This is a genomic window from Deefgea chitinilytica (genome assembly GCF_016881405.1).
Taxonomy (GTDB): Bacteria; Pseudomonadota; Gammaproteobacteria; order Burkholderiales; family Chitinibacteraceae; genus Deefgea; species Deefgea chitinilytica.
Window position 1 is genome coordinate 676,782 of the sequence record NZ_WOFE01000001.1, and the last position, 13,771, is coordinate 690,552.

The 13,771-nt window shown below is 49.3% G+C and carries 12 protein-coding genes; 3 read left to right on the forward strand and 9 right to left on the reverse strand.

Annotation, left to right across the window (positions count from 1 at the left end; translation table 11 throughout):
• Positions 1-18 precede the first annotated feature (18 nt).
• Positions 19-432 (reverse strand): M48 family metallopeptidase, encoded by a 414-nt coding sequence (locus GM173_RS03080; RefSeq protein WP_203569854.1) that lies wholly within the window; start codon positions 430-432, stop codon positions 19-21.
• Between the two features lie 65 nt (positions 433-497).
• On the opposite strand from GM173_RS03080, the gene GM173_RS03085 reads away from it, so the two are divergent.
• From GM173_RS03085 to GM173_RS03095, 3 genes are read left to right on the forward strand one after another with little or no spacing between them, the layout of a single operon-like run.
• A complete protein-coding gene (locus GM173_RS03085) occupies positions 498-1,484 on the forward strand; it encodes a hypothetical protein (RefSeq protein WP_203569855.1) in 987 nt (328 codons plus the stop codon).
• Positions 1,485-1,497: 13 nt separating this feature from the next.
• On the forward strand, positions 1,498-3,189 hold the full coding sequence (gene recJ, locus GM173_RS03090) for a single-stranded-DNA-specific exonuclease RecJ (protein ID WP_203569856.1): 1,692 nt from the start codon (positions 1,498-1,500) through the stop codon (positions 3,187-3,189).
• Positions 3,190-3,211: 22 nt separating this feature from the next.
• Complete coding sequence (locus GM173_RS03095) at positions 3,212-4,456, forward strand: chitinase N-terminal domain-containing protein (RefSeq protein WP_203569857.1); 1,245 nt, start codon at positions 3,212-3,214, stop codon at positions 4,454-4,456.
• Positions 4,457-4,484: 28 nt separating this feature from the next.
• On the opposite strand, the gene GM173_RS03100 is transcribed toward GM173_RS03095, so the two are convergent.
• From GM173_RS03100 to GM173_RS03135, 8 genes are all read right to left on the reverse strand, one after another.
• Positions 4,485-5,210 carry an HvfC/BufC N-terminal domain-containing protein gene (locus tag GM173_RS03100; protein WP_203569858.1) on the reverse strand — a complete coding sequence of 242 codons (726 nt, stop codon included), beginning with the start codon at positions 5,208-5,210 and terminating at the stop codon, positions 4,485-4,487.
• The gene (gene bufB, locus GM173_RS03105; RefSeq protein ID WP_203569859.1) at positions 5,207-6,091 is read right to left on the reverse strand and encodes an MNIO family bufferin maturase; all 885 of its coding nucleotides are present in this window, start codon (positions 6,089-6,091) and stop codon (positions 5,207-5,209) included. The genes GM173_RS03100 and bufB overlap by 4 nt, the downstream gene beginning before the upstream one ends.
• Positions 6,091-6,339, reverse strand: coding sequence for a BufA1 family periplasmic bufferin-type metallophore (locus GM173_RS03110; protein ID WP_203569860.1), 249 nt, complete (start codon positions 6,337-6,339; stop codon positions 6,091-6,093). Before GM173_RS03110 ends, bufB begins: the two co-directional genes overlap by 1 nt.
• Before the next feature lie 241 nt (positions 6,340-6,580).
• Positions 6,581-7,420, reverse strand: coding sequence for a phosphoserine phosphatase SerB (gene serB, locus GM173_RS03115; RefSeq protein ID WP_203569861.1), 840 nt, complete (start codon positions 7,418-7,420; stop codon positions 6,581-6,583).
• Between the two features lie 5 nt (positions 7,421-7,425).
• Entirely contained in the window at positions 7,426-8,445 is a 1,020-nt protein-coding gene (locus GM173_RS16280) for an FUSC family protein (protein WP_203569862.1), read from the reverse strand.
• 3 nt (positions 8,446-8,448) lie between these two features.
• Positions 8,449-9,186, reverse strand: a complete 738-nt coding sequence (locus GM173_RS03125) for a UPF0149 family protein (protein WP_203569863.1) — start codon at positions 9,184-9,186, stop codon at positions 8,449-8,451.
• Positions 9,187-9,201: 15 nt separating this feature from the next.
• Positions 9,202-9,663 carry a GNAT family N-acetyltransferase gene (locus tag GM173_RS03130; protein ID WP_203569864.1) on the reverse strand — a complete coding sequence of 154 codons (462 nt, stop codon included), beginning with the start codon at positions 9,661-9,663 and terminating at the stop codon, positions 9,202-9,204.
• 10 nt (positions 9,664-9,673) lie between these two features.
• Positions 9,674-13,771, reverse strand: a complete 4,098-nt coding sequence (locus tag GM173_RS03135) for a DEAD/DEAH box helicase (protein WP_203569865.1) — start codon at positions 13,769-13,771, stop codon at positions 9,674-9,676.

A 13,771-nucleotide genomic window follows, 5' to 3' on the forward strand; every position in this document is an offset into this window, starting at 1 on the left:
TAACTTGTACGTACAGTTTTACTGATAATAACTTGCGAGTACCAGCTCATGGGTTACGATCATTTTAAGAAATTCGGGTGGCGTTTCTCTAAATAAACTCGCGATCCGAATTTCGTTTTTGCTTTTTAACTTGCCGCCTTGCACACGTGAAATTTGGGTGTGTGTACCTAGTGCGTGTTGAATGACTTTGATTTTGCTATCAAACGCAACTTTAGCTAGCGCTTGTGAGTTTCTGAAATAATCTTGTTTGATTTCCATGACATAGTCGTACAAAGCTTTGTCCGTTTGCACAGTGTGGCGCAGCGGATAGCGCTCTGCAAGTAGAGTTCCGAGCTCATTGCGCTCGATTAATTGAAGTACTTTGGCTTGAATATGTTCAGGATAGGCGCTGAGATATTTAAGTACGGGCGTCGGATTGGCTTTTGCATTCATGGTGTGATTATACTGAAGGCGCTTTTTTTGCGGTGTATCTTTGTGTTCAGTGTAAAATCAGCCGCATGAACTATGAACTGATTATCCCCGATTCGCTATGGCGTGATGAAGAACTACGCAGCCATATCAATAAAGATTTAGCTTTGCCGGCTTTGGCGCGCCTTTACGGCAAAGGTCGGCGCAACGTATCTACACCGACTCATCTGACTGATTTGATCGCCAAGCGATTGGGCTTGTCGTCTGATGCCGTCGCACCACTGACTTTGTCGATGGACTGTCCGCATGCCGCAGCAGGCTTTTGGTTGCGCGCCGACCCCGTGCATTTACGGATTGATCGTGATCGGCTCACGGTATTGGGTGTGCCATTTTTTCAAATAAGCCAACAGGAAGCGGATACTTTTGTCGCGGCGCTCAACACTTTATTCGCTGAAGATCGCTTTACCTTTATCGCCGCCACGCCAACACGGTGGTATTTACGACTACCAGCGGACCCCCGATTGAATTTTACTGCGCTTGATGTTGCATTGGGCGGCAATATGCATGATTACTTACCGCAAGGCGAGAGTGCGCTCAAGTTTCATGCGGTGATCAATGAAATTCAGATGGCCTTGTATGGTCATACTGTGAATGATGAGCGTGACGCGCTAGGTTTACCGATGATTAATAGCGTTTGGTTGTGGGGCGGCGGTGTTTTTGATCCTACAATGCCGATTGCGCCGTCAAACGTAGCTATTTTTGGTGGAAATGAAATCGTACAGGCGATGGCTGGTCGTGCTTGGCAGCCCGCATTGAATCGTGCCGCTGATCTGCCAAATCAAGATGCGATTGTGGTGCTTGATCAGCTTAGTTTTGATGCGATCTATGGCAATGCTTATGAGTGGCGCGCGCAGTGGGTGCAACTGGAGCAGAACTGGTTCGCACCGCTGTTGGCGATGCTCAAGGCTGGGCAGGTGACTCAGCTCACATTGACCTTTCCTAGCTCTGCCTCTCAAGTTAAAGTCACTCGGCGTGATTTATATCGTTTTTGGCAATCTGCGGCTTTGCCATTTTAATGTGAAGGTTCAAGTGCTTACTATTCGCTCTCGCCAGGTTCCTGTTGAACTCGAAATTGCGCTGCGTGGTGCAGGTTTTTCTCAATTGCATGCCAAATTGTACGCCGCGCGTGGGATTGCCTCTGCTAAAGAATTAGAGCATGAGCTGAAAAACTTACTACCGTTTAGTCTGTTAAAAAACGCGGCCGAGATGGGCGCGCGTTTGGCTGATGCCATCACGGCAGGTCAGCGGATGTTGATTGTTGGTGATTACGATTGTGATGGTGCCACAGCGACTACACTGGGGATGAAGGGTTTGGCGGCCTTTGGCGCGAAAATCGACTTTATCGTACCGAATCGTTTTGAATACGGTTACGGTTTAACGCCAGAGATTGTTGCGCTCGCAGCAGAGCGCCAGCCCGATATTATTATTACGGTTGATAATGGGATTGCCAGCCATGCTGGCGTTGAGGCTGCTCGTAAGTTGGGAATCGAGGTTTTAATTACCGATCACCATCTGCCAGCGGATACCTTACCAAATGCTTTAATCGTCAACCCCAATCAGCCCGATTGTGAATTTCCGAGTAAAAATTTGGCTGGCGTTGGCGTGATGTTTTACGTCCTGATGGCGCTTCGAGCTGAACTGAGATCGCGTGGCGCGTTTGCAGAAAAGTCAGAACCAAATTTAGCGCAATGGCTTGATATTGTGGCTTTGGGTACGGTTGCGGATGTGGTCAAGCTTGATGCAAATAACCGGATTTTAGTTGAGCAGGGCTTGAAGCGAATGCGTTCCGGTCGAGCCTGCCCCGGCATTATGGCGCTGTTTAGCGCCGCTGGCCGCTACTATGGCCGCGCGAGCTGTTTTGACTTGGGGTTTGCCTTGGGGCCGCGCCTGAATGCGGCGGGGCGACTCGATGATATGAGCTTTGGCATTAATACGCTATTGGCTGCGACAGAAGAGGCTGCATTACCGCTGGCCAAAGAGTTAGATCAGCTCAATCGTGCGCGTCGCGAAATTGAACATGGCATGCGTGAAGAAGCCGAACTCGCTTTGGCCTCGGTTGCCGTTGAAGATAGCTATAGCATTTGTCTCTACAATACCGAATGGCATCAGGGCGTCGTTGGAATTGTTGCTTCACGAATGAAAGACCGCTTTAATCGGCCGACGATTGTGTTTGCCGATGGCAACGAGGGTGAAATTAAAGGTTCGGGCCGCTCAATTGCTGGCTTGCATTTGCGCGATGCGCTGGATTTGGTGTCGAAGCGCTTTCCGCATTTAATTCGTAAATTTGGTGGTCATGCGATGGCGGCGGGCTTGTCGCTGCATGTGAATGACTTTGTCGAGTTTAAGTCGGCATTTGAAACAGTGTGTCGAGAGTTGCTTGATGAGTCTGCGTTAACACGTGTGATAGAAACCGACGGCGAATTACCCGAAGACGCGTTTGTGCTAGAAACTGCAGAAGCTCTTGATAAACAAGTTTGGGGGCAAGGCTTTCCTGCTCCGGTGTTTCAGGGGGTTTTTCGCGTTGTGGAGCAGCGGATTGTGGGGGAAAAGCATAGCAAGTTAAAACTGGCAACCAAGCAGGGTATTGTCGTAGAGGCAATGAAATTTAATTGGTGTGAGCCTATACCTAGAGACTGCTTGGCGGTTTATAAAGTAAGTGTCAATGAGTTTCGTGGCGAAAGAATGTTGCAATTACAATTAGATCATTCTGAAGCAGCTTGAATGTAGTCTGGCGAGGATTTCCATGAAAGTCATCGGGTCAATTTTTTTGCTATTGAGTGCTACCGCGCAAGCTGGATTCTTAATATCCAGTAGTGACGCTGAAAAGCGTGAGCAACTCGCTTGTCGTCCTTCGATGATTTTGGGCATGATGGAGTGTGAATCATTGCCCACGCCAGCTCAGCCTAAAGGGAATGACCCAGCCATTCGGCCAGCTGAATTTGTGCCGAACTCGGGTGTGGATATGGGCGCCAAAATCGACTCTACACCCATTCAACCATTTTTAGATCCCGTGCCGGCACGGGCAAAAACGGGGCCATTTACGATTGCGTGGAATATTGGCTTTGGCGACGCAGGCCTGTGGTGGGAGCTCTGGGACAATAATCAATTGCGTTATCGTGGCAAGGATTTCGTTCCTCGTCGCTTAAACGGCAAGGTCGATCCAGTGAAGCAATTGACTGCTAGGGGCGACCATACTACTGCTGAAACAGTGATTGAAGCAGTGCAAGGCGGTGAATTTACCATTGCACAGATTGAGCCAGGTTTGCACAAATGGGTTGTGCGTTTGTGTAATGGTACTTTAGAGCAGCCAAAATGCAGTGAGTCTAGCGCGGAAACTTGGGTTGATCTGGGGCCTGTCGATGCAAATCAAGCGAAGGTCGAGCGGCCGGATATTCCCGTGTTGGCGTGGACTCCGCCCGTGACCACCGAAGGGCTTGCGTTGATACGCTGGAATATTTATTGGGGCAATACCGGTAAAGTTTGGGAAGTATTAAATCATGGCAAAGCAATATATCGCTCGGCCAAATTTACCGATGAAACCGAGAAAAGCCAAGAAGGGCAAGTTGAGTTACCGCTGCTGAATGGTACGCATCAATTGTCGGTTCGTCTGTGCGCGGAAACCTTGTGCAGTGAATCTGACAAGGTCACCGTAGAAGCTATGCTTGGTCCGGAGATCGCGCCGGCTGCACCGCTGGTGCAAGTTCATACCGCAAATGATCCTGAATTGGGCGTGGGCTTACCGATGGGGAAAGTGTTGCTCAGTTGGCAAACTACAGCGCCATCGGTTGCACCTGATCGTTGGTTGTTGATTGATGTGAATAAACGGCAAGTGATTTTAAGTCAAAAAATTACTCGTGCATGCAGTGCTGGCGTTTGGTGTGGTAGTTGGCAAGGCGTACCTGCTACACGTCCGGCAAATTGGCAGGTTAAACTGTGCCGAGCCAAACAGTGTGTGGATAGTGAGATGTTTGAAGTTCCGACTGAGTAATCAGTCAACGATAGAAACTTTCCAATAACTACCCGATTGAAATGAGCAGACCTTGTTCAAGAATCAAGTTGAGCGCAAACGCAGGGTTAAATTCCGCATCGTATTGTGCAACTTGATCGATTGCGCTCATCAGCTTGTCCCCATTTTGTAAGACCGCCAAAAAGCAATAATCCGCGGCACTGATTCTCAGGTATTGATCCCGCCAGATGGCGGCGTACTCTGGCTGATTTAAATCATCCGGCGCTGCCCCACCTTGCTGCATTTCTAAAATGCTCACAATCGGGTAAGGGGATTGCAGTAGCGTTAGCGCAGGGTGTAATTCAAAGCGCAGACTTGCAAGCTGTGTGGCCTGTTCAGCAAGTTGTTGTGCTGTATAGCTAGTTTTGTCTGGGGCATAGTGCGCGTGATGAATTGCCCAATCTAACCGTGCGACATCGCTTAGATAGGGGTAGGCTGCCACATGAGGAAATTGATGGATAAATTCTGGAAAATCAGCGCCTGCCGCATGTAAATTGCTTTGGCTTAACGGGCTTTGCTGCACATAAATCAATGCCATCGCATCAAAAAATTCACTTCCTAGTAACTTATCAATAGAAGGGTAAGCAATCCGTAGCGCATTGATTCGATTGAGCTGAATATTGTTGCGGTAAATATCGAAGTTACTTTGGCTGTCATCGCTGAGCGATGGATTAGTTTGCTCGGCTTGATCGAGTGCCGCTGCAAATTGCGCAATAAGTTGTGAGTAAGTGGTCATGACAGACTCTGCTTCCATTGATCTTCACAGCGTGCTTTGAGGGCAGCGTACTCTTGTAAGAAGTGACTCAATTCAGGGATGTTTTGATCGCGCTCCAGCAGTACAGGAATCGGCCCCGTTTGTGCCAATACCGAGTCTAATATTTGCCAGACTGCTTCTACTGGCGCCGCGCCATGGGTATCGATTGCTACGCCATCAAAGACTTCAAATCCAGCAATGTGAATCTCTCCGACGGCATGAAGGGGCAACTGCGAAATCTCGTGCATCGCATTTGTGCCAAGATTGATTTGACTCACATAAAAATTATTAACGTCTAGCAGTAATCCACACCCAGTTTGAGCTACAAGCTCAGCTAGAATTTCGCTTTCTAAATATTGCTCATCTTTAAATTGAATATAGCTAGATACATTTTCGATCAAGATGGGCCTTTGTAGCTGATCCTGTACGATTTGAATCCGCTCAGCCAGTAGCGCAATTGCGCCTTCGACGCGTGGAACTGGCAGTAAATCGGCATAAACCCTGCCATTGAAGCGATTCCATGATAGATGCTCTGAAATTGCATGTGGTTTAATCCGCGCTACCAGTGTTTTTAGCGCCGCTAAATGTGCCGCATCGAGCTGATCTGGGCTACCTAAACCCATGCCAACGCCATGCAGACTAATCGGATAGTCTTGGCGAATTTTCTCTAAATTAGCGATTGCTGCACCGCCACCAAAGTAATTCTCGCTGTGAACTTCCCACCAAGCGACATCGGGCTGTTCGGATAACACCTGCTGAATGTGGGGGCTGCGTAAACCAAGACCAGCAGTAGGGGGGAGTGTGGTGAGCATAAACCGTATTTTCAGTGGAATCGGCACAGCAGGCTGTGCCGATGGGAACATTACATCGCTTTTAACGTGCCTTTCATTTCGATACATGTGCCCTTGGCAACATATTTCCATTCTTTAGGATCGTTATCTTTTTTGGCTTGCCCTGCGCAAGAATGCCGATTGGCAGCGCAGTCGTTGGCGCTGGCTTTAGCGATGCCGTAGCATTTTTCTTTAGCGGCATCTGCTGCCAGCGCTGGTTGTGCAGCGGTAGCTAAAACAGCGGCGATCGCAGAGGCTAGCATGATTGATTTATTGCTCATTGTTGTTCTCCAGTGGGGGTGAATTTTATAAAGCAAAAGTGGGCTTGTGTTGTTATCTCGTTTTGTCATTCGGCTTTTGTGAGCACGACTCGACATTAGCATAGTCGTGCTCTGCTCATAGTTATTACACAGTTCGGATAAAAAAATACCCAAATCCATCAAAAAAGATTCGGGTATAAGTTTTTTGCTGGGTATTGATTTTTAATTTAATCAAATAAAAGCTTGCAGGGTAATACCTGGCTTATTTAAAGTAGTTTAAAACACCGTCAAGGCCAACAAAATTGATTTTGAACGGCGCTTCAGCTTGAACTTTAGGCTTTGCGTGACAAGCCACACCAAATCCAGCCGCATGCAACATCGGCAAATCATTGGCGCCATCGCCCATCGCGACCACTTGATCCGCACGTAGACCAAGTTCATCACGCATTTTGATCAGTTCGGTGCGTTTGCGTTCGGCATTGACAATATCGCCAATCACGCGGCCAGTGAGTTTTCCGTTTTCGACTTCGAGCACATTCGCTATCGTGCGCGTGAGGCCGAGGCGGGTTTGCAGCTTTTCCGTGAAAAACGTAAAGCCACCCGAAATCAGCAGTGTTTTGGCGCCTGCATCGTGAAAGCCTTTGAGCATGGTTTCTGCGCCCGCCATCAGTTGCAAACGCTCCGCGTAGACGCGTTCTAAAGCTGCTTCGTCTAAACCCGCGAGTAGGGCAACACGCTGCGTGAGGCTCTCATTAAAATCGAGCTCACCGCGCATGGCTGCCGCGGTGATGGCGGCGACTTGCGGTTTGATGTCAAACATATCGGCGATTTCATCGATGCATTCGATGGTAATCAAAGTTGAATCCATGTCCATCACGACTAAGCCAATATCGCGCACGCTGTGATCTTCGGGGATAAACGCGTAGTCGTATTGATTCGACTCGCAAAAATCGGCCACGGCCTCGTCATTCTCGATTTCTGCACCGTGCAATTTAAACGCCTGCTGGTTGATGGCTTCAATGCTGTGTGCGCCAGAAAGTCGCGCCAGTTGTTTGAGGTTTTGTGTGGCCACTTCTGGCGCTTGGATAACTAAACGATACATGGTGACTAAGGTCCTGTTGCTGGTTTTAAACTGCGAAAGATTTTTGCAAAGATGAATGCGATCGCAGCGCCTAATAAAGTTTCAAAAATTCGGTGTTCTGCGGAAAGCACGGCGGCATGCCCGTGTATGCCTAGCAGCGCTAAAATTAAATACACGATGAAGGTGGTGACCGCGGCAACGTACATCAAGCCATTGGCAAAAGCGACCGGTACTAAAGCCCCAGAAATGGCGGCTAGCCCGACCAGTACCCCATACGACTGGAGGTTAAACACACAGCCCCATGCAAGTAGTGATGCAAATAATACGCCAATTAAACGCTGCCAAATCGTCGTTGAAGTACGATTTGGCTCTGGCCGAAACACCATCAAAGTACAAATTGCGGCGACATTCGGCGCTGAAAAATGCAGTTGTTGCGCGAAAAAAAAACTAAAGGCGCAGGCAATCGCCAGTAGCAGGCCAAATGTGGCTCCGGCAAATTGACCTTGGCGCAGTTGCTTATAATCGCGATGCCAGTGCGGTGGTGTGCTTAAACTGATTGGATTGTTCACTCGCGGTGCGACACAGAGTGCGAACGCGATGGTAATGATTGCGCCGGCTAAAAAAGGGGCAAGCATTGAATGCGAGATAAAAGTACCCGGATAGCCAATTAAATAGGCCGAGGCAATCATTCGCAGCAACAAATCAAGCGCAAAACCTGCGCTTAGGCTGGCGCCGATGACGCTAAATAAGAAAATAATTCCCGCGAACCAGAACCATAAATTGTGATTAATAGTTAAGCTGATACTGGCCGCGGTGATGATGAGTATATTGCCAAAGACCATGCTTCCTAAACGCTCTCGGCGATTACCCCCCACATCCATCATGATGGTGGCCAAAATGCCAAAGCCCATCATGCCCGCGGCGAAGTGCTGTTGGTTAAACACTTGGTAACCCATCGTCAAGCCAAACACCAGTGCACCAAGCAGCATGCGCGAGCGATGAAATGGGCCGCCGCTAGGGCGCAAGATGGATAACCAATTGGGCACTCATTAGGCTCCGTGGCACTTTTTGAATTTTTTGCCTGAACCGCAGTGGCAAGGATCATTACGACCGACTTTGGGCTCTTCGCGAACCACTTGCTCGACTTTGCCAAATTTCTCTTCAAGCACGTAATACATAATATCTTCAATATGCCATGGGATTTCTGCGACACGCTCTTGGCGCTCTTTGATAGTGAGCAATTTGAGCGGCTCGGCGCCGACTTCGTCACTTGGGCTGGTGTCGGCTAAGTCACCTTCAGCGGCTGCGGCCAAGGCCAAAACGCTTTCTACGGCGGTATCGAGTGCTTCGTTTGCTTCGAGTAGTGCATCCCATGCGTCGGCGCGTGCCTCAATGCCGGCGTAAAATCCAGAGGCCCAATACACGCCAGAGGTCTCTTGCCAATTTTCGTCTTGCTCTTCATCCGACAAAATCACCGGCACATACAGTGGATTTTCGCCTGGATTGTCGCGGCGATTCACTGAAAAAGCGGCTTTGATGCTGGCCGCATGCTGGCGAATCAGGCCAAAAATTTCTTCCGCCTCGGCGTGATCGTCAAACTCGGGCGGCGTACCGGCAAAAATAGCGGGGAGCCATTCGTCCTCTGGCACTTCTTCAGGGCCAATCGCCAGCGCGACTAAAAAGCCATCGAGCATTTCGATGTCCATTGTCTCTGCTGGCGTACGTGGTGACATTAAAAATGCATCGAGTTGTTCCAGTTGTGCGTCGCTTAATAGTTTTGTGTTCATTGTGTTTCCAATAAATTAATGGTGTTGGAGTGGTTTTTCTAACCATTCCGCATAATCGGGGCGAGTGGGAATAAAACCGCGTAGGCGGAAAAATCCGCGTGCGCTGTGAGTCGTTGCCAGCATTATAGGGTTTAAGCCATGCTCACGGGCAGCCAATTCCAGCTCCGCCAGCAGCGCACTGCCGATACCTTGCCCAATTTGTTTTGGGGCGACATAAAAAAACTGGATTTCACCTTGCCAATTCATTGCCGCAAACCCAACGCGTTTTTTACCCAGTAGTGCTAAAACTTGAATGCAGTTCTCATCAATGCATTCAGCAATGCGGGCTGTATTAATGTCGCTGAGCCAATCGGCTAATTGATTGGGCTCGTGCTGATGATCAAGATCGCATAAAACCGTAATTGATTTTCTGATCAATTCGGCGATGCCTTCGGCATCTTCAAGCGTTGCTGGGCGCAAAGTAAGTGATTTTTTCATGGTTTTAAATCTATGCGGCTGATTTGAGTAATTCGAGCAGGGCATCAGCATTGAGCTTGCCGTTATTATCGCCACCTTCGAGCAGGCTATCGGCCAAATCACGCTTATTGTGATGTAGTGCCACGATTTGCTCTTCGATGGTGCCTTCGGCAACGAGGCGATAAATTGTTACTGGGCGTTGTTGTCCCATCCGATGAGCGCGGTCAGAGGCTTGATCTTCGACGGCTGGATTCCACCACGGATCAAGATGAATCACATAATCGGCGGCGGTGAGATTGAGGCCTGAACCACCGGCTTTAAGGCTAATCAAGAAAATATCACCATCGCCAGCTTGAAACGCATTCACTGCTTCTTGGCGTTTTTTTGGTGGTGTGCTGCCATCTAGGTATTGGTAAGCAATCCCTTGGTTCTCGAGCCATTCGCGCACGATGGCTAGATGATCAACAAATTGGCTGAACACCAGCGCTTTATGTTGGTTTTCGAGTAGCTCGGTGGTGATTTCGGTAAACGCGGTGAGCTTGCTGCCGATGAGTTGACTGTCTTTCATTACCAACTTGGGGTTGCAGCAAAAACGGCGTAGTTTGGTGATTTCGGCCAGTACTTGCATCGGTTTTTTCGCGGCTTCGTCTATGCTGTCGAGGCGTTCGACGGCTTGTTGACGCAGTGCTTCGTACAGATGCATTTCGTCAGAGGTGAGCGGTACGCGCAGCGTGATTTCAGTGCGCGCTGGTAATTCTTCGAGCACTTGGGTTTTGGTTCGGCGCAGCATAAAAGGCTGAATGATTTTCTTCAGCGCTTGCTTGGCGGCCTTGTCACCGTTTTCAATCGGGTTGGCGTACTTGGCAGTAAATTTCTCTTTTGATCCCAAGAGCGCCGGATTGATAAAACGGAACAAATTCCACAGTTCGCCCAAATGATTTTCCATCGGCGTACCCGTGGCAATCATTCGAAAATCAGCTTGCAATGCCATCGCCGCTTGGCTGCGCTTGGTGGTGGCGTTTTTAATTGCTTGCGCTTCATCAAGTACGACGGTATGCCAATGTACGGCAGCGAATTGTTCGGCGTCTTGTTGCAGTAGGCCGTAGCTGGTCACAATCACATCAAACGCGCCTAATTCGTCTAATTTACGATTTTGACCGTAGGCTTGGATCTTAAGCGTAGGTGCAAATTTGCGCGTCTCGGCTTCCCAGTTCAAAGCGACTGAGGTTGGCGCAACGACCAAACACGGCCCATTTGGCGCACGCTCGAGCAGCAACGCTAAGGTTTGCACCGTTTTGCCCAAGCCCATATCGTCGGCCAAACAGGCGCCAACGCCCCAGTGTGCCAAACGTGATAGCCACTGGAAGCCTTCGTGCTGGTATTCACGCAAGGTGGCTTGTAGTGTCGATGGGACTTTGGGCTGATGCTGAGCGAGGCTGTCGAGTTTGGCGATGTGATTACGCCATGCTGCGTCGGCTTCGAGTTCACCGACTTCGTTGGCGAGTTCAGTCAGCGCGCCGCTGGCAAGTAGATTGACTTTAAAACCGTCGGCACCGCTCGGTTCGGCAACGGCGTAGAGTTCTTCGAGTCGTTTACGAAATGAATCGGTCAGCGCCAGATAATCGTTGTCGCCGAGTTTTAAGAAGCGGCCGGGTGATGCGTCGAGTAATTCCAGTAATTGGCGTAGTTGCAGCACTTTGCCATCGTCGAGTTTGACTTCGCCATTGACGACAAACCAATCGCCTTGCTGTTTTAAGCCTAATTTCATATTGGCTAGTGATTTAGTCGCTTTGAGGCGGAAGCGCTCGCCCTCTGGCCACACCAGTTCGATTTGATCGCTCGGAAGGCGGCGTAGCTGCATCAATAATTCAAGGCAATCTTCGGGCGCGTCGATTTGCCATTCTTGACCGTCACTTTCTCCGTGGGCGAGTGCGGTGCAATAGTTAATGATGTAGCTAAGATTGGCTTTTTCGGCTTTTAAATCACGTTCTGCTTGGACGGTCTTACCATCAACTTCGCCCAAAATATTACTTGTGCCTTTTCCAGGTATAAACCAGCCGCCATCTTGAAGTGGTCGCACCAGAAATTGCAATCGCAAGCCTTCATTCAGTGGCAATAAATGCGCATAAATCATCGAGTTGGCAGCAATGGCATCGATATGTGCCGCTAATTCGGGTAAATCTGAATGAATCGCGATATGCGGTGCAATTGAAGTGATCGCACCAACCAACTGTGGTTTTGCTGCGGAGGGCACTAATAAGCCGGCCCCAATAATGCCGGCAATCTGCCGGATGTCGGGGTTGATTTGGTAAACGACTAAGCGTGTGGGCGTTTCTTTGCGCCATACCACGTCTTCGCCTGCGGTAATACTGGGGTTTAGTTTGAGCGAAATCTGCCCTTTGATTTCTTTCAGTTGTAGCGCCACCTCGCCAGCGACCAAATCGATACGGACATCTGGCGCGTCGGCCCAGTAGACTTGTGGATGACCAATCAAGTCAACCAGTGCAGCTTCGTGATTGAGAGTATAGCCTGATTCGCCATAGTAATTATGCTCTGCACGCGCATGCCTCACGATACGTTGATCTTGTTCGCTCAGGTAATTCAGTGCGGGGTCGTTGCCAATACTAAGTCGTTTGAGCGCAACGGTACGGCCTTTGCTCCAAATGCCTTTGGCGTTGGCTTTTTGCTCTTTGGGCTCAATTGAAACCGAACCGTGATGCAGATTGATAAACCATGCCAAGCGCATATCGTTGGTGTTGACGTCATTCGGTTTGGTGTTGAGTAAACTCAGTGCGGTTAGGGCGCGTGACCATGCTTCTTCGCGCGGGAATAAGTCGATCAGTGGCGTCAGTTCGCGCTCGGCATGCCAGTTGGGCTGTAATACATCATCACCAAAGGCTTTGCCCATCAACACATCAAGTTCGTGGATGACCCAAGTGTATTCTTGCCACGCGTGATGCAGTTTTTCGCACTGAGTGCGCCAGTTGGCGTCAAATGGATAATCACGCCAGTACAAGATCATCAATTCAAATAAGCCCATGATGCCGTAATTGGCTGAAATCGGCGTTTGCGCATTATTCTGGCACGACAAACCTGTGGCGAGGTAATACACCCAGTCGATGTGGTCGGCATACAGACCGTTGAGTTTTTCTTTTTTGCCGACTTCAAATTGTGTGACTAATAGCTTGAGATCAGCCTCTTGCCGAGTGCCGAGCAAGGCCAAGCTATAGATGACACCAAGGTGACCGTGAATGGCGATTTTTCGTTTGTTGGTTTGCTGTTTTTCGTGGGCAATAATCGCCGCACCGCGCTCGATGACAGCTTGCAGATCGCGCTTGCTAAGTCGCATCAACAGATCGGCTTCGGTAATTAAATTGGGATTAATGCGCTCAGTCAGGAATGCATAGCTGGCCATGTCGCCACGCAGTTGCGCCTGCCAAGCCAAGGTTTGCAACAACATTGGCGTACTCAGTTGCGAAATGTTGCTGAGCGCATATTGATATTGTGCCGTCGCGGGGGCGAGTAATTGCGTGGCGAAAAACAAAAAGTGGCCTAAAAGCGCGGCTTGTGTTTTTGCTTCAACTTGCGCAAAAAAATGCAATCCAAGTTCATGCCGAAAGAAAAAATGAACCGGATGGTGCTCCAGTGCGACGTGGGTCATGCTGCTGGCGCTAAATGATTGCAGGTCAGTGATCAGTGTGTCACTGTCGTTGAGCATGACTGAGTAAATACAAAGTTGCGCATAGCTTTGTCGCGAAGTGCTTTCCCAGTATTGCACGGTGGGTTTGACTTGCAGTGCGTTTTTGACCCAGCTGCTGAGCTGTCCCTCATGAGCGAGGTAAGCTAAGAGTGGCCATTGCAATTCAGGTTTGAGCTCAAAGCCGACTGTTTCAGCTTGAATCAGTTTGGCGACCATCAACTGGCCGAGCTTAGCTTTGACCGACAAAACATCAAGGGCAAGTTGCTCGGGAAACGGCTGGCTCACGTGTTGCCGCTTGAGTAATTCAATCAGCCGCGTTTGACCAAGTCCATGACCATATACTGCGAAGGCGCATAAATAGGGTAGATGGTCTTTGGGTATGTGGCTAAGCGCATTGTTAATCAATGATCCTGAGTTGATACTGCCCAT